The following is a 21,734-nucleotide window of genomic DNA, read 5'->3' as shown; positions in this document are numbered from 1 at the left end:
GCCGGCGGCCATGCCCGCAGCCCCTCGCCACGGTTTTCCCGCCGCATCCGCCACACCACATCCGTCCCGCCGCATCCTTCCCGCCACATCCGTCCCGCCACGTGCCACGAACAGGAGACCTGTCATGGACAACGCCCCGCAGCCCACCGGCCCCGCCTTGCCGCCTCCGCTCGGCGAACACCTGCGCTCCCCGCGACTGCGCGCCGCCATGCTCGTGCAGCAGGAGGTTCTGCAGGCGACCCGCGATCACCTGCGGCAGTCGGGCTTCACCGAGCTGCTGCCCCCGCTCGTCGGCCCCGTCACCGACCCGGGCGGCCGGGGCGCGAAGGCTCTGGACGTCGACTACTACGGGCACCCGTACAAGTTGATGACCAGTGCCATCCTCTACAAGCAGGCGTCCCTGCGCGGTTTCCCGAAGCTCTTCTACATCGCCCCCAACGTGCGCGTGGAGCCCGAGGAAACCGCCACCACCGGTCGGCACCTGGTGGAGTTCCACCAGATCGACGTCGAGATCGCCGACGCCCGCCGCGAGGACGCCCAGGAGGTCGCCGCCGGACTGCTCACCCACGTCGTCGAGCACGTGTGGACGGCCGTCCCCGACATCCTCACCGGACTCGGGCGCCGCGAAGCCGACTTCGCCGACATCCGCAGCGGCAAGTACGACGTGTGCACCCATCAGGAAGCCGTCGCCCGCCTGCTCGGCGCCGGTCACCCGCAGAGCCCGGACAGCGAGATCGACTGGACCGGCGAACGGCTTCTCTCCCTGGAGAGCGACCGCCCCTTCTTCATCGACGACTACCCCAAGGGTTCCCGCGGCTTCTACGACCGTGAGGACCCCGACCGTCCCGGAGTTCTGCGCAACTTCGACCTCATAGCCCCGCACGGCTACGGTGAGCTGGTCTCGGGCAGCGAGCGTGAGTCGGACTACGCGACCATCGTCACGCGGATGCGGGAGAGCGGGGAGAATCCCGCCAAGTACGCCTGGTACCTGAAGGAAGCACGCGAGGGCATCCCGGCCAGCGCCGGATTCGGCATGGGCCTGCAGCGCTTGGTCCGCTTCCTCACCGGCCTCGACTCCCTTTGGCAGGTCAGCGCTTACCCGAAGCTGCCCGGGGTGGTGGCCCCGTGAGCGACCTCACCGCACCAGGCTTCCCGGAAGGGCCGATCCGCGCCCGCGCCCGGCGCGGCACCGCCGAGGTCTTCCCGGATCCCGACTCCTACGGCGCCGAGCTCTTCGGCCCCGCCTCCGGGGTCGCCGGCGACGCACTCGACCGGGCCCGCGTCACCCCGCCCGTCTTCATGCCCGAACGGCTCGAGAAGCTCATCGACCTCGCCCGCGAGCCCGAGTACGGCGATGTCGACCTGACCACCCGGACCGGCGGCTTCAACGCCTCGCTGCCGCTGTACCTGTCCGCGTTCGGCTCCACCCGTGCGGGCAGCGGCGACCTCGCCCTCCACGCCTCGCGTCAGGCGGGCCGGCTCGGCATCCCCATGGTCGTCGGGGAGAACATGGTGCCCGTCCACGGCTACCGGCGCGGCGGAAAGGCCACGCGCTCCGCGCTCCTCGACCGCGTCGAGGCCTACCTCGGCGCCGCGCCCGAGGGTGTCGGCGGGATCGTCGTGCAGCAGTCCACCGAGGACGCCGACTCCGAGGTCTGGAACCTCCTCTACAGCGACCCCGCCACCCGCCCGCTGCTCGAATCCGGGCGCCTGGCCTTCGAGTTGAAAACCGGACAGGGCGCCAAGCCCGGTCTCGGCGGCATGACCGTCGTCTCGGGCGCGGAGGCCGAGCAACTGGCGGGCCGGTTCACCGTCACCGCGCCGTTCGGCGAGGACGACGACCGCCGCCTGCGGTGCGCCACGCCCGGCACCTTCACCGACGAGATCCTGCGGCAGCAACTGCGCTTCATGCGGAACAACTTCCCGAGGGCCCGCGCCTGGGTGAAGTTCCACCCGGGACGGGACATCGGGAACGCCGCCCGCGTCGCCTGGGCTGCCGGAGCCGACGCCGTCACCGTCGACGGTGCCGAGGGCGGCACCGGCTGGGCCCCCCGGGTCTTCCTCGACCAGGTCGGGCTGCCGCTCTCCGAGTGCCTGCGCCGGATCGGCCGCCCCGACGGCTGCCTGCTCGCCAGCGGGGGCATGTGGGAGGGCGGACGCGCCCTGCGCGCCCTCGCCCTCGGGGCCAGGGCCGTCGGCCTGGGCCGCGCCGCCCTGATCGCCGTCCACGAGGACCCCCGACACGGCCTGGAACGTCTCGTCGAGAGCATCGCGCTCGAACTGCGCCTGCTGATCAGCGCCCTGGGCAAGTACACCGTCACCGCGCTGGACCACGAGGACCTGTGGTGGCCCGAGGGTTCCTACGACGCACGGGCGCCCTTCGCCACCGGCCAGGCGGCCGCCGGAGCGACGACGTGACCGCCCGGCCGCACCGCACGCGCGGCCGCACCGTCCAGGCCCGTTTCCTGGTACGGGAAACGCCCGGCGTCACCGTGGCACCCCCTGCCGACGGCTCGGGCGGCGAACACGGAGACGGGGAAGGCCGGGACACCCTGTCCGACACCGCCCGCCGCGCCGCCGAGCGCGCCCTCACCGAAGAGGGCCGGGGCTACCTCGGCGGCCATCTGGAGCTGCGCACCCCGGGTGGCGTACGCGGTGCGCGCGGCCGCCGGTCGCTGCATCACGCCGTCGGCCGCGCGGTCGCCCTGGCCGTCACCGCCACCCTGCGCGGCGACGACACCGGCGTCACCGTCCGCGCCACCCGCCGCCCCGCCTGAACCGCCCGCCCCGTCCGGGCCCCCTCACCCCCTCACCCCCGCACCACCGCACCACCGGCGTCCCCGCACCACCGTCAGGCCCGTCCGCCGCGCTGCGCGCCCTCCCCCAGAAAGCCGACCCATGACAACCAACCCCTCCACCCCGTCCTCCGGCGCGGCTCCCGCACCGGACTGGCGGCGCATCGGCAGCTTCGTCACCGGCCAAGCCGCCGTACAGTGCGGAAGCTTCGCCCTGATCATCGCGATGAGCTGGACGGCGGTCCAGATCGGCGGGCGAGGCGCCGTCACCGTCGTGATCCTCGCCTCCACGCTTCCGCGCGCGCTGATGCTGCTGTTCGGCGGCGCACTCGCCGACAGCCTCGGCCCGCGTGCCGTACTGCTGCGCGCCACCGCCACCCGGCTCGTCGTCCTCGCCGTCGGTGCCCTGATCGCCGCGAGCGCCGACAGCCTTTGGCCACTGATCGTCGTCGCCGTGGTGGAGGGCTCGCTGCTCGGCCTGACCGGCCCCGCCTCCGGCGTCCTGCTGACCGGTCTGGCCCCTCAGGAGCACCTGGGCCGTGCCAACTCCCTTTTCTCCATGGTGATGCGGCTTGCTCCGATCGCCGGATCACCGCTCGGAGCCTGGCTGGTGGTGGCGGGCAGCCTGTCCCACGTCATGCTCGTCTCGGCCGGCGGATGCGCCGTGTGGCTGTTCTGCGCCTTCCACGTCACCCGTGGCATGACCCGCCCCGACCGCCGCTCCGGCGCGGGCCCCTCACTGCTGCGCCGTTCCGGCGACGGTCTCCTGCTGCTGGGCGCTCACCCCAGGCTGCGCTGGATGTTCATCGCCTGTTTCTGCATGGACTTCTCCTTCCTGTGGCCGGCCGAGGTAGCCCTGCCGCTGCGCGTCTCCGGCGAGGGCTGGGGCATCGGCTCCGTCGCCGCGGCCCTGACCGCCTTCAGTGCCGGCGCCCTGGCGTCGGCGGCGGTGGGCGCCGCGCTCGCCCACCGCATCCCGGTCCCGGTCAAGCTCATGGTCACCGGCACCGGGCTCGCCGTCGGCCTGGGCTCCATGGCACTGGTCCCCTCACCCGCCCTGTTGGCCGTCACGGCGTGCGCCGCCGGCCTCTTCTCCGGACTGAACGGCCCGGCCCTGGTCACCGCGTACCAACAGGCCGTCCCCGAGGGCCGGCTGGGTGCCGCGATGTCCACCTTCTCCCTCTCCAGCATCGGGGCCGCGCCCCTGTCGCTCGCCTTCTTCAGTTCGATCTCCACGACTCTGGGCGTGACCGGAACCTGGCTGCTCTGCGCGGTGGTCGCCCTGTTCTCACCGGTGGCCGCCACCCTCGCCCTGCGCTCCCCCGTGGCACGGAAGGCCCCCGGGACGACGGAGGTCCCCGTGTCCGCCGAGCCCACCGCCACGGCCGTGTGAGGCGGCCGGGCGGGTCCTCGAACCGGATTCACCGCCCGCCCACGACCGCCTTCGCCCCGCCGCCGTATCCGACCGCCTTCGCCCCGCCGCCGTATCCGACCGCCTTCGCCCCGCCGCCGTATCCGACCGCTTTCGCCCCGCCGCCGTATCCGACCGCCTTCGCCCCGCCGCCGTATCCGACCGCCTTCGCCCCGCCGCCGTATCCCGCCGGAGCGGCCGGGGCGATACGGCGGCACACGAACTCCGGGCGATCGTCCGGCCGGCCGGGACGAGGAGCGGGGCCTCCGCGAGTATCTCGCCATCAAGTTTCTTGACATCAAGAATAAGCCCCGGCAAACTTCCCCCGGTTCACGGGTTTCTTGGTATCGGACAGTCGGGGGTGAGCGGTGCGGAGCACCGGGGGTACGAAAGCGGCCGAGCGCGGTCCGGGACTACTGGCACAACTGCGCAATCCACCGGGCGGCCGGAACGCCCGCCTCATGCTGCTCGCACTCGCCGTCGACCGCACCGGGTCGGGGCTGTGGGCCGCGTCCTCGGTCCTCTACCTCACCTTCGTCACACATCTGAGCGCCCAGCAGATCGGGGTGCTCCTGGGCGCGGCCGGGGCGGCGGGCATCGCCGGTTCGCCGCTGGCCGGACAGCTGGCCGGCCGCTTCCCGGTGCGGCCACTGCTGATCGGATGCCATCTGGTCCGGCTGGCGACCCTCACCCTGGTACTGCTGTGCACGGGCTTCGAGGCACTGCTCCCCGTCGTCGCGGTCACCTGCCTGAGCGACAGGGCGGCGAAGACCCTGGAGATGCTGTTCGCCACCCGGGCCGCGGGCGAACGCCGCGCGGCCTACCAGGCGTTGTCCCGGAGCGCGGCAAACGCGGGGTACGGCATCGGCGCCGGGCTCGCCGCCGTCGGACTGGCCATCGGCACCACGGACGCCTACCGCGCCCTGATCCTCGGCAACGCCCTGTCCTTCCTCGTCGCCGCCGCACTCGTGCGGCGCACGGAAGAGCCGGGCGGCCGGACGACCGAGGTGGCGCGGGCGGGCGAGGCGGCACCCTCCGCCGCGGTAAAGCCCGTCCGACCCAAAGGCCCTTGGCGGGACTGGGGTTACCTCCGCTTCGCGATGCTCGACACAGCCATGAACCTCGACGACTCGGTCCTGGGCGTCGGCCTGCCGCTCTGGCTGGTCAACCGGACCTCAGCGCCGCACGCCCTCGTACCGGCGTTCCTGGTCATCAACACCGTGCTGGTCGTGGCACTGCAACTGACCGTGTCCAAAAGGGCCGAGGGCCCGCACCGGACGGTCCGGACGGTGCTTCTGTACGGGGTCCTGATGTTCGCCTGCTGCGCGCTTCTGGCCGGTGCGACCGGACGGGGAACCTGGACGGCCGCGGCGGTGCTGCTCGCGGCGGCGGTCCTGGTCACGATGGCGGAACTGATGCGATCGGTGAGTTCCTGGGAACTGGCCGTCCTCCTGGCACCGCCCGACGAGCGGCCCGGGTATCTGGGTGTGGCCGGGATGGCGCAGTCCATCCAGAAGTCCGCGGGCCCGCCGCTGCTGACCGGCTTGGTGATGGTCGCGGGACCGGTGGGCTGGCTGGCGCTGGGCACGGTGATCGCCGGCCTGTCGGTGGTACAGCAGCGCTCCTGCGCCCGGCGCCTGGGCGCACTCGCCGCACCGGAGCCGGTGCGGGCCGCCGATGCCGAGGCGGTTCGGCGCCGCTCCCCGGCTCCGGGGGCAGGCCGGTGAGGTCCGTCCAGTGGGGGGCACACCCCCAGCCGCCGCCTGCCCGCCAGGACACTTCTCCCAGCGGGCAGGGGAGGGAAACGGCCGGGCCGACGGCCGGTGCCGTCATGCCCGCGGCCGTGCCACGCGCAGCGCCTCCAGCCGGGAGGCCCGTACGTCCGTGCTCCTCGCGATGGCCGCGGCCAGGTCCTTCGCCTGGTCCGCCCGGCCGCGGTCCCGCTCACCGGCACAGAGCGTCCCGGTCTGCGTGAGGTGGGAGCGCAGCGCCTCGGTGAGAATCCGGTCGAACGACCGGCCGTGCGCGTCGGCCGCCTTCTGGAGGGTGTCGAGGCTGACCATGCCCGGCATGTCGTGCCCCTCGTGGGGATGGGTGTCGGGGACGCCCGAGAGCCGCAGCACCGCACGCAGGCGGCCCAGGTCCGCGCGCAGTGCCGATCCGGTGTCCGCCGCCAAGGCGGCCAGGGCCGGGTCCGCCGTGCGGGAGGGCGCCAGTTCGGTCAGGAGCCGCGCACGCTCGGCCATGGGGATCATGAGGAGAATCCACGCGCTGTCGGTGGCGTTGAAGGCCGGTGCCGACGCCCCCGCTGTCGGCTGCGCGGTGCAGCCGACAGCAGGAAGCGCCAAGGCCACGACCCATGCCGACCACAGGGTCAGAACGTGCCGGCGGAGTTGCACTTGGCCTTCTGGTTGATGCAGTCCTTCACGCGGTGGCCGAGGGCGGCGTTGTCCCAGGCGTTGAAGAAGTCGCCGTGGATGGACGATGCCATGCCCGAAGCCAGCCGGAAGCCGCCGGCGCCGCCGCTGGTCGGGTAACTGGTGACGAAGGAGAGGTTGGGGATGGCGACGGGGTAGGCGCCGCTGCATTTGCCGTCGTACGTGAACGCCACGTGCGACTTGTGGTCGGGGCTGTCGAGGTTCTTGCCGTCCCAGCAGTCGGGGAAGACCAGTTGGTGGGTGAGGTGGGCCGTGGGGGCGCACACCGGCCAGTTGCCGTCGGCGCTGCGTCCGGTCTCACCGCCCGGACCGGCGCACCAGAACTGGCCGGGCGATCCCGCCGGGGTGGGTGTCTGCGTCTTGGCGCTGCCCGCGATCATGCGGAATCCCTGCGGGAAGGGAACGGTCGCCGCCGGGTCGGTGAGCCGGGAACCGTAGTAGACGATCATGCCTTCCGGTTCGACGGCCGTGTCGCCCTGGTAGAGGGTGGGGATCCAGTACGCGGAGAGGTCGACGGCAGGGGTGCAACTGGTCGGCGTGTTGGCTTGCAGAGTCTCGGGGGTGGAGAACGCGTCGGTGCTCTTGTTGCCGAAGAAGCTGTGCATGTGGGACGCGCCGGGCAGTCCCGGCAGAACGATGGGGTCGTCCGGCTTGGAGTGACTGTAGGTGCAGGTGGCGTTGAACTCCGGAACCCGGACCGTGGTCGCGGGCACCGCGGCCGGTGTCATCGCGCGGAACTGCGCCAGCTGCGCGCTCCATTTGGCCTGGTCGACGGGAACCCATCCAGCCGCCGCACCGTCTCCCTCGCCCGCGAAGGAGAACCAGTTGAGGTTGACGAAATCGCCGGCTGTCGTGCCGCGCAGCACGGCGAACACCGTCTGCGCGCCGGTGGGATGGGTGGCGACCTCGGTGGTCAGGGTCGACCAGTTCTGCCAACCGCCGGTCGGAGAGACCGGTATGACGGCGAGCAGCGGTCCGTTCAGTGCCGCGGTACGCAGCTCGATCGTGCCGGAACCGACGGCGGAAGCGGCGCGGGCCGAAACCGTCAGCCGGCCGGCTCCGCCGAGGTCGACGTTGTCGAAGCGCATCCAGTCGCCGTCGGCGAGGTATGCGGCGTTCTGCCCACCGCCGGTGTCCGCGGTCGCCTCCAGGGTGACGCCCGATTGGGCCGCGTAGGACTCGGCCTGGATCGTGACCGTCACGGCCTGTGCCTGAGGGGCCGAGACGGTCAGGCTCAGTGCGGCGGCCAGTACGACCGCCAGAGCGCTCGCCAACAGGGTGTGCGGGGGGACGGGGAATCTGCGCATGTCACTTCCTCACGGACTGGGGGGTGAAGACCGGGATGTGAACCTGCTTGTTGCCGGGCACGGCCTCTTGCCGGAGCACCGCTTCCGACCGGCGTACGGCTTCTCGCCGAGCACGGCGACAGGGAGAACGGGAGCCGGACCGCGGCCTGGGTTCCGGCGTGATCGAGGTGCCCGGGCCGCCCCGGGGAACGGGAGTGCGGCCCGGGGAACGGGAGTGCGGCCCGGGAACCTCGTGAACACGGGAGTGCGGTGCCGAAGCACCGGTACTACTGGTAGACCCGCACGTAGTCGACGAGCATCTTGGCGGGGAACGGTGTGCCCGCGTCCGTCGGGCCCGGCCAGTCGCCGCCGACCGCCAGGTTGAGGATCATGTAGTGCGGGTGGTCGAAGATCCACGGCCCGCGGGTCTGCTCCACCTGGTCCTTGTCGAGAGTGAAGACGGTCCGGCCGTCGAGGCTGAAGGTGATGCCCCGGCTGTTCCAGTCGGCGGCCCAGGTGTGGTAGTCGTCGGAGAAGTCGGCGTTCCCGGGCAGTGTGTAGGGGGAGCCGATTCCGCCTCCGCCGTTGTACGCGGGCGCGTGGACGGTCGAGTACGCCGTCTTCACGTCCTTGCCGAGGATTTCCATGATGTCGACCTCGCCGTTGTACGGCCACGGGCGGCCCGTCAGGAAGTCGGCGCCCATCATCCAGAACGCGGGCCACAGACCGTTGCCCTTGGGAACCTTGAGGCGCGCCTCGACGCGCCCGTAGGTGAACTGGAAGGTCGCGCCGGTGTTCATCCGCGCCGAGGTGTACTGGCAGGTGGTGCTGCCGCTCAGCGGGTCGGGCGGGCACGACGACCCGGCGGTGGTCTCCTTGCGCGCTTCCATCACCAGGTGCCCCGCTCCGTCCAGTGCGGCGTTGCGGTGATCGGTGTAGTACTCCAGCTCGTTGTTGGGCCCGACGCCCGGATCGGCCCTCCACTTCGACGAGTCGGGCTTGCCGCCCGCCGCGCCGTCGAACTCGTCGCTCCACACGAGGTGCGGCGGGTTCGCGGGGTCGTTCGGCAGCGGCGGAGCCTGTATCGGAGCGCCGCCCGTGCCGTACACCTGGAACTCCCACAGCGAGTAGCCGTAGGGGGTGGCGCGCTGCGTCCCGTACATCCGCACATAGCGGCCGGTGCCCGACACGGCGAGCGTCTGCTTGAAGCCCGTGCCGGACGTCGTCGAGTAGATCGACGTCCAGTCGGCTCCGTTCGACGAGACCTGGATCTGGAAGGACTTGGCGTAGGCGGGATCCCATTGCAGGACCACCTTGTCGATCTGTGCCGTCGCGCCGAGGTCGACGGAGATCCAGCCGGGATCGGTCCATCCGGTGGTGGGGCTCGTGGCCCAGCGGGAGGCCAGGTCCCGGTCGAAAGCCCTGGCCGGAGTGCACTCCCAGCAGTTCGAGTCGCCCTGCGAGGAAGAAGCGGCGCCGGGCCTGCCGTAGGAGAGGAGCCGGCCGGCGTCGCCGGGGTTGCCGGCGCCGGCGGTGCCGTAGACCTGGAACTCCCACAGGGAGAAGCCGTACTGCGTGGCGCGCTGTGTCCCGTACATGCGCACATAGCGGCCGGTGCCGGAGACGGTCAGGTCCTGGATGCCGCCGGTGCCCGTGGTCGTCTGGTGGGCGACGGTCCAGCTCACCGCGTCGCTGGAGACCTCGATCCTGAACGCCTTGCCGTAGGCGGCCTCCCAGTTGAGGACGACCCGGCTGATTCCGGCACTGGCCCCGAGGTCGACCTGGATCCACTGCGGGTCCGCGAAGGCGCTGGACCAGCGCGTCCCGGGGTCACCGTCGACAGCGCTCTGAGCGCCGAAGGGGCCCTCGGTGCTGGAAGCGGTGGTGGGCTTCCCCTGCGAGAGCAGGACCTCCGCCGCCTGGGCGGAGGGCGCGGGGAGAGCGGTGAGCGCGAGAGTCGAGGCCACGAGGGCCAGAAGTAAGGCGAAGCGACGGAGCAGGGTCTGCAAGGCGACTCCTCAAGTGGGGGCGAGGGAGAGGAGGGCTTCAGGGAGCGCTCCCTGGAAGGGAGAATGTATGGACATGTCAAAGCTGTCAATACATCTCTCACCTCGAAAAAACAGCCCCTCCACGCCTGGGAGAAACCGAGGGAACGGTCCCTCAGAAACCTTTCCCCACACCGTCGTACAAGGAGACGGCGGCCGGTGGAACGCGCCTGTACCCCGCCCTGGCCACTCCGGTCTGCGGATACGCTGCACACATCGCCATGACGCAGAGCCGGAGGTCGCCCGATGAGAAAACCCGCCCCGCGCAGGGCCCCGGGCGGCGGCACAGGGGACGGACCCGCATGAGACGCCCCACTCTCGAAGTGGTCGCCGCCCGGGCGGGCGTCTCCAAATCGAGCGTCTCCCGGGTCATCAACGGCGAGACGACCGTCGCCCCGCAGATCCGGGACGTCGTCATGCGCGCCGTCCACGAACTGGGCTACGTGCCCAACGGGGCGGCCCGCAACCTCGTCACCCGCCGCACGGACACCGTCGCCGTCGTGGTCTCCGACCCGCCTCAGGGAGTCGTCTCCGACGACCCCCTCTTCTCCGCCGTGGTGCGGGCCGCCAGCAGAGAGCTCGAGAAGGCGGGCAAACGGCTCGTGCTCATGCTCGCGGAGTCGGACCAGAGCCGGACCCGCGTGGTGCGGTACATCGCGGGCGGGCACGTGGACGGCGTACTCCTGGTCGCCCTGCACGGTACGGACCCGCTGCCGGCCGCACTGGCGCGGCAGGGCCTGCCGGTCGTGTCCTTCAACCGCACCTCCGCCCAGGACGTTCCCTACGTGGCGCTGGACAACACCGGCGGAGCGGCACTGGCCGTACGTCACCTCCTGGAACGCGGCCGGCGCCGGATCGCCACCATCACCGGGCCGCTCGAACTGTACGAAGCGCGCGAACGCCTCGACGGCTACCGCCGGACCCTGCGTGACACCGGCAGGCGCTCCATCGTGGCACTGGGCGACTTCACCAGAACCTCCGGCGCCGAAGCCATGCGGCAACTCCTGGAGGACGACCCCGACCTCGACGCGGTGTTCGCGGCCAACGACCTGATGGCGATCGGAGCCCTGCGCACCCTCCACCGAGCGGGCCGACGCGTCCCCGACGACGTGGCGGTCATCGGCTTCGACGACATCGAAGCCGCGGCCTACACCAGCCCCGCTCTGACCTCGGTACGCAGCCCGATGGCCGACCAGGCCACCGCCGCCGTCCACCTGCTCCTCGGCCTGATCGACGGCGGCCCCACAACGCCGGTGATCATGCCGAACGAACTCGTGGTGCGCGATTCGACCTGACGTCCCGGGCGCACTCCCTCCCGGTGAAGCGTCGGACCGTCAGGTCAGCGGGTCGGTCCGACGAGCTTCTCGGCCTCGTCGCGGAGGTCCTTGATCGCTGTCAGGGCCGCTTCGCGCTCGGCTTTGATTCTCGAGCCCGGCTCCATGAGGCCGTCGAGCGACCGTTCCACCTCGGCGGTCCACTCGCTCAGATACCGCTCGCCGGCGGCGGTGAGAGAGGTCCGCTGTTCGCGTGCTTCCTCGTCGAAGTGCTGCCTGATCTGCTTCCGCCGCTTGCTGACCGCCATCCACTTGCCCTGCTCCTGCGCAACGCCGGCCAGGTCCTTCAGCGGTCCCATGACCGCCAGCGCCCACTGCACCTTGCCGGCCGCGCCAACCACCTTGCCGGCTGCCTTGGTCTTACCCCACGGTTTGAACTTCCCCGCGCCGTTGGAGACCCTCCCGCCGACGTCGAGGACCTTCTGGCCCACCCGATTCCTGCTGAGCTTCTCCACGACGGCGGAGGCGGCGCTTCCCGGCCCGTTGCCACCCTCCGCGATCTTCCCGAGCACGTGATGGGCCTTCGCCACGCTCTCCTTCGCGGCCCTCTTCGCCACTTTCTTGACCCCACGCGTCAGCGGTGACGTGTCGTCCGGGGACGCGTCGATCGCCGGGTCGGGTGCTTCGAGGTCGTTCACCCAGGATTCAGGCTCGGCAACACCGGCCCCGTGCTCGTCGACCAGCGCGTCGAACGCCGCCCTCACCAGCGTGTCGAATCTCGCGTCGAACTCGGCGATCGCACACTCCAGTTCGTCCTGCACGGCACGAGCGACGTGGCCGGGGACGGCACCGTCCTTCTCCGAGACACCGCGAGCGGCCTTGTCACCGGCCTTCGTGATCCTGGAGGCGACGACTTCGCACGCCCTTTCCAGGCCGCTCAGTGCACGCTCCCTGGCCCGCGCGATCGACTCCTCGCCCTTCCTCGCGGTCTCCGCGGCACGGAGTTCCTCGCCTTTCAGCACCCACTGCCGCTCGGCGTCCTCCAATACCCGTAGGAGTTCGAAGGCTTGTGCCCTGGGCCGGACACCACGGACACCTGGCGCGACGATTCTCCGCAACTCGGCCTTCAGGGAGTCGATACCGCTCTCCGCCAGAAGCGACTCACGCTGAGCGGTCGGGAGAGCGGGATCATTGACCGCGTCGACGTAGTCGCGTGCGTCGGTCGGGATGATCGGAACACTGTCGGCGAAGGGCCCGAGGCGCCCACGAATCTCGTCGAGGATGACGTCGCGATCACTGTTCTCGGCGTTCATCTTGTTGACGACGACCACACTCCGGTCGGCGAACCCGTCGGCGCCGAGCGTCCGCAGAATCGCCTCGGTCTCCGCTTCACCCGGCAGTTCGCTCGTCGTCACGATCATCAGCGCGTCCGCACCGCGCACGCCACGTCGTGCCGCATCGGAGTGCCCGTCCATGCCCGACAGGGTCCCGGGCAGGTCGACGAGGATCACCCCGTTCCACTCGTAGGGCGTCGGCTCGTGCGTCTTGGGCGCCGCGTCGACGAGTTCGCCGACAGCGGCCGAAGGGAGCCGGAGCAACGCCGCGACAAGCATGGACTTCCCCGCGCTGTACGGGCCCATGAGCGCGATGCGCAGCGGGCTCGTGTCCGCACGAGGCAGGCTCGCGGTCAGGTCGCGCGTTCGAGGGTGAGCGTTCAGAACTTCCTCGGCCCGTGCGACCAGCGCGCGTACGGGGGCATGCGGATCCCCGTCGTTCCCGGGCGCGTCAACGGAGTTGCCGTCAGTCATCCGTGTTCCCTTCGCGGGTGCCGAGGCTACCGGAGTCCGTGCGGATCTCTATCCGTTCGGGGAGAACATCCACGAACTGTTCCTGCAGAAAAGCCCGTACGTCGGCGACGCGGGGCGCGTCGGTCCAGACACGAAGTTCGACTCCCGGTATCCGGCGTGCCAGACGGATCGCTGCCGGGTCCCCGCCCGCGAGAGTCAGGAGACGGCGCGCCAGGACGAGGTCGATCGCGTCGAGAGCGGACCGCACGACCGGCCGCAGACGGCAGAGCCGCTCGAACCGCTCCCGCGTGCGGCTGATGTCCGCGGACCGGGCTTGGGACTGGGCATCGACGTGAGCCGTCGCGCCGTCGGTGATCCGAGCGACCCACAGCGCGAACCCGTCGAACAGTTCATCGAGGCATGACTCGGCCTGGGTCGTGGTCGCACTGGTCCACCTGTCCTTCGCCCGCCGCGCGCGATCAAGCTCGCCGCTCACCGTTTTCAGGGCTCCGGCCAGGATCTCCATCGCGTACACCGCTGTCACCGCGGGAGGAGGGACCGCGAGCTTCTTGGGGATCCCCTTGACGGCGACGGAGCTCAGAAGAGTTGTCGCCATACCCTTGGCCGCCGCTGTGCCCAGGCTCACGGCCTTCTCCTTCAGGTCCGGACGCCGTCGTACACGCGGCTGCGCGTCGTCCTGATGCTCTTGCGCGCCCGCTTGTAGGCGCAGAAGCATCCCCCGTTTCCGCGCCTCCCGCTCGAACTCTTCCTCCAGACCGAAGAGAAGTCCCTCCAACTCCAGACCGGTGACGAAATCGCTCCACCGCTGCGCGTCATCCACGCCGCCCAAGTCCCGCACCACACCCGGCAACCGCTCCTTGGCGCGGTGACGCTCGGCTTCGAGTCGGTCGCGCGTGTCCTGGTCCGCTCTCCTGAAAGCCTCGAACAACGCGGCCCGGTCACTCGACGCAGAGCGTTCGAGTTCGCCGAGCGCGAGATCGATCCCGGGGAGTTCCTCGACCAGCCGGTCATGGAAGGCGGCGACCGGCGCACGTACACCTTCTGCCAGCCGGACCGCACGAAGCGGAATCGCGCGCTCGGCCAGGAGCCGGGTGAGGGACTGCTCCAGCTCGGGCAGCCTGCTCGCCCGAAGGGCCTCGTCGCCCAGTGCGCGATCCCTCGTGGACAACGCTTCGTGCGCCGCGCCGGAGTGGACCGGGAGGACAACGGGCGGTGCGGCGTCGACCGCTCTGGAGACCTGCTCGATCCGGACGGTGTGACCCGCCGCCGACGCGAACTCTCTTTCCGGATTCTCGACGAACCGCTGAAGGCGGTGCGGTTCGTCGACCCGCCCCTTCACATTGACGACAGCGAGCAGGGGTTTCCCCGCGCGCAGGAGCCGCTGCAACTCGACCGCCTCCTCCTCGCGCAGCGTGTCGGCGTAGTTCCATATCACCGCGTCGGCGCTGTCGCACGCGGCCCGAGCGCGCGTGGCGTCGAGGTCGTCGTCCTTCGCGGCGAAGCCGGGCGTGTCGAGATACGTCACGGAGCCGACGTGGAACGCGGCGGATTCCCGCGTGGTGCGGTGCGCCCCTCGCCCGATGCCGGTCCGGTCCGCGTCCCGGGTCAGCGCTTTGCGGAGCGTGGTCTTCCCGGACTTGGTTCTTCCGGCGATGGCCACACGCAGCCTGCCTTTCGCCGCGGGCATGACTCGTACGGCCTCCCGCAGTTCGCGCTCGAGCGCCCCGATGCGGCTGATGACGTCGACGAGATCCCGGCTCTCGATCGCGTGCGCGGAGTACGACGTTCGCGAAAGATGAGCCGCGGCCGCCTCCCGGAGACCGGTCTGGATGTCCCGGTAGGCTGATCGGCTCGTGTCCACCGCCCCCGGCGCGAGCTCGCCGACCAGAGCCTCCAGAGCCTCGCCGAGATCCGGTTCGGTTCGCCTCAAGTCCATGGCCGCCGCCACGCGATCGAACGACGCGACGTTTCTCGTGTACCAGGACTCGAACGCCCGCAGCTCGTTGATGTCGGTCCGGGAGGCGACCCCCAGCAGCCCTGCCGTGATCCGCGCAGCCGAGCTCGTGGCGGGCGGGGCCGTGACCACGGCCCCGTTCCCGGGCGCCGCCGTGAGGCCGTGCTCGATCACCGCCCGCACGCCGTGGTCCCCGAGCATGTCCACCGTGCTTCCGGAAACGAGACCGGTGTCACGGGCCTCTATCGCCCAGAGCAGAGCGTCACGTCGATCCGATCTGAGCCCGGACCGCGTGTCCGGTGCGAGCCAACGCCACCACTGCGGCCGCTCGGACAGGACGGCCTCGTACGACTCCTCCGCGGCGACGAAGTCCCCCACCTTCTCCAGCAGGGGCACCAGCTCCCGGTTCCGCAGATCCCGGGCCGCCGCGACACTGCGCTCGAGCACGAGCTCGCGCGCCTCCGCCGCCTTCCGTCCCCCCGATCGACGTCCCAGGTCGGCCAGCACACGCTCCATGTCGATCTCACGGATCGAGCGCAAGATCTCCCCGGGCCATTCCTGGTCCGCGCGGCGGCACGGTTCAAGGAGTCCGGGTAACAGTCGTTCCGCGTCCGCCACCGCCGCGGCGTCCGCCCGAAGCGCCTCCACCGGCACGTCTTCCAGCGCACCGAGGTGGGTCCGCAGCCCTTCGAGCCGCTTCAGTTCCCGGAGGGCCCCTCCTCCGTCCCGCACCGGAGTCCGGCCGCCTCCCGCCGTTGTCGGACTGACCAGTTCGTGTTGCTCGACGCAGGCCGCCACCGCGTCGGAAACCCACGGAAGGGTGCTCCCGGACGGCGGCAGGCCGACGAGCCCGCACGCCTGAGCGACCGCGCCCACGTCCTCGGCGAAGCGCTGGAGAGCGGCCGGCCCGGCCAGGGCGTCCACCCCCAGCGGTTCGAGCAGGAACGAAAGTATCTCGGCTCGGAGGCTCGTTGTGCTGTTCCCCACCCGGTCTTGCATCACTACTCCTCGTGAGGGCGGTGGTACCTGAACTCGGGAGCGTCACGAGCGTCGTTCCAGCGCCGGGAGATCGCCCGCCACGCCCGGACCGCACAAGACGCACACCAACCGAACCCGCAGGTCAGGCAGCCTTTGCGATGGGCTCCAGGATCGCGACGCACTCCACATGGTGCGTCATCGGGAACAGGTCGAACGCCCGCAGCGTGCGCACCTTGTACCCGCCCTCCCGGAAGTACGCGAGGTCCCGCGCGAGCGCCGCCGGGTCGCACGCGACGTACGCGATCTTGCGGGCGCCCAGGCCCGAGAGGTGCTTGACGACCTGCTTGCCGGCGCCGGCGCGGGGCGGGTCGAGGACGATGAGGTCGCACTCGGTGATGCCGGTGCGGGGCAGGATCTGGTCGACCTTGCCGTGCTCGATGCGGACCCGGTCGAGGTCCTTCAGGTTGTGGCGGGCGTCCTCGACGGCGCGCTTGCCGGACTCGATGCCGAGGACCGCGCCCTTCTCGCCGATGCGCTGGCCGATGGCACCGGCGAAGAGGCCGACGCCGCAGTAGAGATCGAGGGCGGTGTCGTTCTTGCGGGGCAGCAGGCCCTGCATGACGGCGCGGACCAGGGTGGTGGCGGCCTGCGGGTGGACCTGCCAGAAGCCGCCGGAGCCGACGCGGTAGGTGCGGTCGTCGGCGACCTCGCGGACGAAGGCGCGGCCGTGGACGCGGTGCACTCCGCCGTCGTGTTCCTCGACGCGCAGGACGGAGACCGGCTTGTCGAGCTCGACCAGGGGCAGCCGGCCGCCGGGCTTCGGGGTGAGGACGACCTGGCGGTCGTGGGAGCCGGTGGCGGAGATCGCCTCGACGCCGGCCAGCGTGGGCCAGGTGCGCTTCTCGACGCCCAGCTCGGTGACGCCGGGGGCGGCGATCATGCAGTGGTCGATCGGCTGGACGTCGTGGGAGCGGTGCTTGCGCAGTCCGGCGCGGCCCTCGTCGTCGATGGCGTACTGGACGCGCGTGCGCCAGGCGGGCACCTCGCCGGCGGGGAGCTTGTCGCCCTCGGCGGGCATGACGGTGCCGTCCCAGCCGGCCTCTTCCGGGGTGAGGCCCGCGAGGCGCTGGAGCTGCTCGGCGATGACCTCGCCCTTCAGCCGGCGCTGGGCGCCCGGCTTGGCGTGCTGCCAGTCGCAGCCGCCGCACATGCCGGGACCGGCGTACGGGCACGGGGCCGGAACGCGGTCCTTCGAGGGCTCGATGACGGTGACGGCGTCGGCGCGCAGGAAGCGGGAGTCGGTGTCGCCGTCCGTGACGCGGGCGACGATCTTCTCGCCGGGGAGCGTGTGGCGTACGAAGAGCACCCGGCCCTCGGCCGTACGGGCGATGCAGTGGCCTCCGTGCGCGACGGGCCCGACCTCGACCTCGTACTCCTCCCCGACCAGCGACGACGTGGATTCGTTCTGCATGAGGGGAGGCTCCAGAGATCGGGGAAAGCGAACAGGAAGGCGAACACATCACGGTCGGGGCGCCGGTGGACGGGACGGAAATCCCGCGATGCCTGCCGGACGGCGGCGGTCCGACGCACGAGGCCGGACAACAGCCCACCAGTCTACGTGGGAGTCGTCCGGCCGTTCACCACGCCACGGAGCGACCAGGCCGAGAGAGCGGCGGCCCCGGAACCGCGCCCGGAACCGCGCCCGGACCGCTCCTCCCCCAATCAGGGCTTCTTCGCCTGCTCCTTGGGCCGGCGCTCGACCGGTCCGCGCCGGACGGAGCCCGGGGCGTTCCACTCCGCGCGCCTGCGGGCCCGCTTCTTCGCGACCTCGGAGGACTCCAGCTGGTACGGCACCGAGGTGACCATGACCCCCGGGGTGAAGAGCAGTCGCCCCTTCAACCGGAGCGCGCTCTGGTTGTGCAGCAGGTGCTCGTACCAGTGCCCGACGACGTACTCGGGGATGTACACGCTCACCACGTCGCGCGGGCTCTCCCGGCGCAGCCCCTTGACGTACTCGATGACCGGGCGGGTCACCTCGCGGTACGGGGAGTCGAGGATCTTGAGCGGGACGTTGATGCCGCGCCGCTCCCAGTCCTCACGCAGTGCCTTGGTCTCCTGCGGGTCCACGCTGATGGAGAGCGCCTCCAGGTGGTCCGTGCGGATCAGCTTGGCGTAGGCGAGGGCGCGCAGGGTGGGGCGGTGGAGCTTGGAGACGAGGACGATGGCGTGGACCCGCGAGGGCCGGACGGTCTCGTCGGAGGGGGTCTCGTCGGCGGCGATCTCGCGGGCGACGCGGTCGTAGTGCTTACGGATCGCGGTCATCGTGCCGTAGAAGATCACCATGCCGAGCAGCGCGACCCAGGCGCCGTGGGTGAACTTGGTGGCGAGGACGACGACCAGCACCAGGCCGGTGAAGAACGCGCCGAAGGTGTTGATGGCGCGCGAGCGGACCATGTGGCGGCGCTTGGCCGGGTCCGTCTCGGTGCGCAGGTGTCGGTTCCAGTGCCGGACCATGCCGGTCTGGCTCAGGGTGAACGAGACGAAGACGCCGACGATGTAGAGCTGGATCAGGCGGGTGGAGTCCGCTCCGTAGACCCAGACCAGCAGGATGGCCGCGCCGGCCAGCAGCACGATGCCGTTGGAGAAGGCGAGGCGGTCGCCGCGGGTGTGCAGCTGACGCGGCAGGTAGCGGTCCTGGGCGAGGATCGAGCCGAGCAGCGGGAAGCCGTTGTACGCGGTGTTGGCCGCGAGGAAGAGCACCAGGGCGGTGGCCGCGGCGAGCAGGACGAAGAGGAACGAACCGTCCCCGAAGACCGCGGCGGCGACCTGGGAGATCACCGGGTCCTGGGTGAAGCCGGAACCGACCGAGGCACCGTTGTGGAACAGGTCCTTCGCCGGGTTCTCGGCCATCTTCACGTCGGTGACCATGGCCAGCGCGATGATCCCGCAGAACATGGTGACGGCCAGCAGGCCCATCATCGCGAGGGTGTTCGCGGCGTTCTTGCTCTTCGGCTTGCGGAAGGCGGGTACGCCGTTGCTGATCGCCTCGACACCGGTGAGCGCGGCACATCCGGAGGAGAAGGCGCGCAGCAGCAGGAAGACCAGGGCGAAACCGGCCAGCCCCCCATGCTCCGGCTTGATCGTGAAGTCCGCGGTCGGCGCGTGCATGTCGTCACCGAGGATCAGCCCGCGGAAGGCACCCCAGACGATCATGATGAAGACGCCCACGACGAAGAGGTAGGTCGGGATGGCGAAGAGCTTCCCCGACTCCTTCACTCCGCGCAGGTTCATCAGGGTCAGCAACACGATCGCCGCGATGGCGGCGAGCGTCTTGTGCTCGATGACGAAGGGGATCGCGGAACCGAGGTTCTCCACGCCGGAGGAGATCGACACGGCGACGGTGAGGACGTAGTCGACGAGCAGCGCACTGGCGACGGTGAGTCCGGCCTTGGGGCCGAGGTTGGTGGTGGCGACCTCGTAGTCGCCGCCGCCGCTCGGGTAGGCGTGGACGTTCTGCCGGTACGAGGCGACGACCGTGAACATCAGGACCACGACGGCGACCGCGATCCAGGGGCTGAAGTGGTACGCCGACACGCCCGCGATGGAGAGCACCAGGAGAACTTCTCCCGGGGCGTACGCCACCGAGGACAGCGGGTCGGATGCGAAGACGGGGAGGGCGATGCGCTTGGGGAGAAGGGTTTCTCCCAGCTTGTCGCTGCGCAGGGCCCGTCCGATCAAGATCCGCTTGGGCACGTCGGTCAGTTTGGACACGCAGAGGATCGTAAGCGTTGCCAGGGTGCCCGGTGTCCTCCGCTACCCCGTTCCACCCCAATCTCCTGCGATCAGCGGAAAAGGCGTCGCAAACCTTAACGGAATCCTTGCACCGGGCGGAACGGATGTGACACTGCGCTGCTCCTCCGGCACCCGGGGTCACCCGCGGGTGTCCACGCCGGGGCTCTCGCGGGCCTCGCGGGCCCGAGTGGAGCTCCGCGTCCCGCCCCGCCCCCTCCCGCTCCTCCCTCTCTTTACTCCGCCTTTACCGCTGCTTTCGCTCGTCTTGCACCGGTGCGCGCTCCGCCTTTGCCGAGGCGCCCGGCCGAACGCACACTCGGGTGAGGCGGGCACGGGGATGCCGCTTAAGCTCATCCCCGGGCAACGACGGACGTGGTTGCCCCGTTTCTTTGCCCGGAAAGCCGAGAGAGAGTTGTGAGCACAGTGTTTTCGCAGGTCAGCCGGACGACCAGGACTGCGAGGTAGGCACAGGGTGCATATCGTCATCATGGGCTGCGGGCGAGTGGGAGCAGCTCTCGCGCAGACCTTGGAACAGCAGGGGCACACGGTCGCCGTGATCGATCAGGACCCCACGGCGTTCCGACGCCTCGGTTCCGGGTTCGGTGGCCGTCGTGTCACCGGGGTCGGCTTCGACCAGGACACCCTCCGCGAGGCGGGTATCGAGGAAGCCGGTGCCTTCGCCGCCGTCAGCAGCGGCGACAACTCGAACATCATCGCCGCCCGGGTGGCCCGCGAGATGTTCAGCATCGAGAACGTCGCCGCCCGCATCTACGACCCCCGCCGCGCGGAGGTCTACCAGCGCCTCGGCATCCCCACCGTGGCCACGGTCCGCTGGACGGCGGACCAGATGCTGCGGCGGCTGCTGCCGTCCGGCGCCGAGCCGCTGTGGCGTGACCCGAGCGGAGGTGTGCAGCTCGCCGAGGTGCACACCACCCCCGCGTGGATCGGTCACAAGATCAGCACGCTCCAGGAGGAGACCGGGGTGCGTGTGGCTTTCCTCACCCGACTGGGCGAAGCGATCCTGCCCTCGTCCCAGACGGTGCTGCAGGAGGGTGACCTGGTCCACGTGATGATGCGTACGGACGAGGTCGCGAAGGTCGAGGCGACCTTCGCCGAGGGCCCCGAGGAAGGCGGTCACTGATGCGCGTGGCGATTGCCGGCGCCGGCGCGGTGGGCCGTTCCATCGCGGCCGAGCTGCTGGAGAACGGGCACGAGGTCCTGCTCGTCGACAAGGCCCCCACCGCCATCTCGGTGGAGCGGGTCCCGATGGCCGAGTGGCTCCTCGCGGACGCCTGCGAGATCACTTCGCTCGACGAGGCGGCGCTCCAGCGCTGCAACGTCGTGATCGCGGCGACCGGTGACGACAAGGTCAACCTGGTCGTCTCGCTGCTCGCGAAGACCGAGTACGGGGTGCCGAGGGTCGTGGCCCGCGTCAACAACCCCAAGAACGAGTGGCTCTTCAACGAGTCCTGGGGTGTCGACGTCGCGGTCTCCACCCCGCGTCTGATGTCGGCACTGGTGGAAGAGGCGGTGAGCGTCGGTGACCTGGTCCGGCTGCTGCGCTTCAGCCACGGCGACGCCAACCTGGTCGAGCTGACCCTGCCCCCGGAGTCGGCCGTGGCCGGTACTCAGGTGGGCGAGGTGGAATGGCCCGAGGACACCTCTCTGGTCACCATCATCCGGGGTACGCGCGTGCTGACCCCGAGCCCCGAGGAGACGCTGGAGGCCGGTGACGAGCTGCTGTTCGTGGCCGCGCAGGCCCGCGAGGAGCAGCTGGAGGACCTCCTGTCGGTACGACGGGACGTGCCGGCCGAGGACTGAGGCGGCCGGACACGGCAGCGTGACGGCGAAGAGGGCCGGGACCAGGAACAGGGTGGCGGCGAAGGCGGTGACGAGCAGGCCCGCGCCGACCGTGAAGGCGAGGCGGTATCCGTCCGTCAGCGCGTGGGCCGA

At 70.7% G+C, this 21,734-nt stretch carries 16 protein-coding genes; 8 read left to right on the top strand and 8 right to left on the bottom strand.

The annotated features are described in order from the left end of the window. Window positions 1–124 precede the first annotated feature (124 nt). The 4 genes from ACWD3D_RS11090 to ACWD3D_RS11075 all read left to right on the top strand — a co-directional run bounded on the left by ACWD3D_RS11090 (window position 125) and on the right by ACWD3D_RS11075 (window position 4,188). Window positions 125–1,129 carry an asparagine synthetase A gene (locus tag ACWD3D_RS11090; RefSeq protein ID WP_451460607.1) on the top strand — a complete coding sequence of 335 codons (1,005 nt, stop codon included), beginning with the start codon at window positions 125–127 and terminating at the stop codon, window positions 1,127–1,129. Further along, window positions 1,126–2,418 carry a glutamate synthase-related protein gene (locus ACWD3D_RS11085; RefSeq protein ID WP_451460606.1) on the top strand — a complete coding sequence of 431 codons (1,293 nt, stop codon included), beginning with the start codon at window positions 1,126–1,128 and terminating at the stop codon, window positions 2,416–2,418. The genes ACWD3D_RS11090 and ACWD3D_RS11085 overlap by 4 nt, the downstream gene beginning before the upstream one ends. Next, window positions 2,415–2,777, top strand: coding sequence for a hypothetical protein (locus ACWD3D_RS11080; RefSeq protein WP_451460605.1), 363 nt, complete (start codon window positions 2,415–2,417; stop codon window positions 2,775–2,777). The genes ACWD3D_RS11085 and ACWD3D_RS11080 overlap by 4 nt, the downstream gene beginning before the upstream one ends. A gap of 121 nt (window positions 2,778–2,898) precedes the next feature. Continuing rightward, complete coding sequence (locus ACWD3D_RS11075; protein WP_451460604.1) at window positions 2,899–4,188, top strand: MFS transporter; 1,290 nt, start codon at window positions 2,899–2,901, stop codon at window positions 4,186–4,188. A 28-nt stretch (window positions 4,189–4,216) separates the two neighbouring features. Here the strand turns inward: ACWD3D_RS11075 and ACWD3D_RS11070 are convergent, their stop codons facing one another. Further along, on the bottom strand, window positions 4,217–4,426 hold the full coding sequence (locus ACWD3D_RS11070) for a hypothetical protein (RefSeq protein ID WP_451460603.1): 210 nt from the start codon (window positions 4,424–4,426) through the stop codon (window positions 4,217–4,219). Between the two features lie 241 nt (window positions 4,427–4,667). On the opposite strand from ACWD3D_RS11070, the gene ACWD3D_RS11065 reads away from it, so the two are divergent. Then, entirely contained in the window at window positions 4,668–5,933 is a 1,266-nt protein-coding gene (locus ACWD3D_RS11065; protein WP_451460602.1) for an MFS transporter, read from the top strand. A 102-nt stretch (window positions 5,934–6,035) separates the two neighbouring features. Here ACWD3D_RS11065 and ACWD3D_RS11060 read toward each other — a convergent pair whose 3' ends face one another. The 3 genes from ACWD3D_RS11060 to ACWD3D_RS11050 form a co-directional block, all read right to left on the bottom strand. Next, window positions 6,036–6,605 carry a DUF305 domain-containing protein gene (locus ACWD3D_RS11060; protein WP_451460601.1) on the bottom strand — a complete coding sequence of 190 codons (570 nt, stop codon included), beginning with the start codon at window positions 6,603–6,605 and terminating at the stop codon, window positions 6,036–6,038. Beyond that, window positions 6,581–7,951, bottom strand: coding sequence for a DUF1996 domain-containing protein (locus ACWD3D_RS11055; protein ID WP_451460600.1), 1,371 nt, complete (start codon window positions 7,949–7,951; stop codon window positions 6,581–6,583). The genes ACWD3D_RS11060 and ACWD3D_RS11055 overlap by 25 nt, the downstream gene beginning before the upstream one ends. Window positions 7,952–8,217: 266 nt before the next feature. After that, window positions 8,218–9,939, bottom strand: coding sequence for a discoidin domain-containing protein (locus ACWD3D_RS11050; RefSeq protein ID WP_451460599.1), 1,722 nt, complete (start codon window positions 9,937–9,939; stop codon window positions 8,218–8,220). 338 nt (window positions 9,940–10,277) lie between these two features. On the opposite strand from ACWD3D_RS11050, the gene ACWD3D_RS11045 reads away from it, so the two are divergent. Next, complete coding sequence (locus tag ACWD3D_RS11045; protein ID WP_451460598.1) at window positions 10,278–11,270, top strand: LacI family DNA-binding transcriptional regulator; 993 nt, start codon at window positions 10,278–10,280, stop codon at window positions 11,268–11,270. Between the two features lie 44 nt (window positions 11,271–11,314). Here the strand turns inward: ACWD3D_RS11045 and ACWD3D_RS11040 are convergent, their stop codons facing one another. The 4 genes from ACWD3D_RS11040 to ACWD3D_RS11025 form a co-directional block, all read right to left on the bottom strand. Continuing rightward, window positions 11,315–12,889, bottom strand: a complete 1,575-nt coding sequence (locus tag ACWD3D_RS11040) for a GTPase (protein ID WP_451460611.1) — start codon at window positions 12,887–12,889, stop codon at window positions 11,315–11,317. Window positions 12,890–13,049: 160 nt separating this feature from the next. Continuing rightward, complete coding sequence (locus ACWD3D_RS11035) at window positions 13,050–15,665, bottom strand: GTPase (protein ID WP_451460597.1); 2,616 nt, start codon at window positions 15,663–15,665, stop codon at window positions 13,050–13,052. Between the two features lie 466 nt (window positions 15,666–16,131). Continuing rightward, complete coding sequence (locus tag ACWD3D_RS11030) at window positions 16,132–17,460, bottom strand: class I SAM-dependent RNA methyltransferase (protein ID WP_451460596.1); 1,329 nt, start codon at window positions 17,458–17,460, stop codon at window positions 16,132–16,134. A 251-nt stretch (window positions 17,461–17,711) separates the two neighbouring features. Continuing rightward, a complete protein-coding gene (locus ACWD3D_RS11025; RefSeq protein WP_451460595.1) occupies window positions 17,712–19,760 on the bottom strand; it encodes an APC family permease in 2,049 nt (682 codons plus the stop codon). A gap of 493 nt (window positions 19,761–20,253) precedes the next feature. On the opposite strand from ACWD3D_RS11025, the gene ACWD3D_RS11020 reads away from it, so the two are divergent. Beyond that, window positions 20,254–20,922 (top strand): potassium channel family protein, encoded by a 669-nt coding sequence (locus ACWD3D_RS11020; RefSeq protein WP_451460594.1) that lies wholly within the window; start codon window positions 20,254–20,256, stop codon window positions 20,920–20,922. Continuing rightward, a complete protein-coding gene (locus tag ACWD3D_RS11015) occupies window positions 20,922–21,602 on the top strand; it encodes a potassium channel family protein (protein WP_387363188.1) in 681 nt (226 codons plus the stop codon). Before ACWD3D_RS11020 ends, ACWD3D_RS11015 begins: the two co-directional genes overlap by 1 nt. Window positions 21,603–21,734 lie beyond the last annotated feature (132 nt).

The sequence above is a fragment of the Streptomyces sp. NPDC002690 genome (assembly GCF_053592415.1).
The sequence above is the reverse complement of the archived record's forward strand: the minus strand, read 5'-3'. Positions and strand labels throughout refer to the sequence as shown.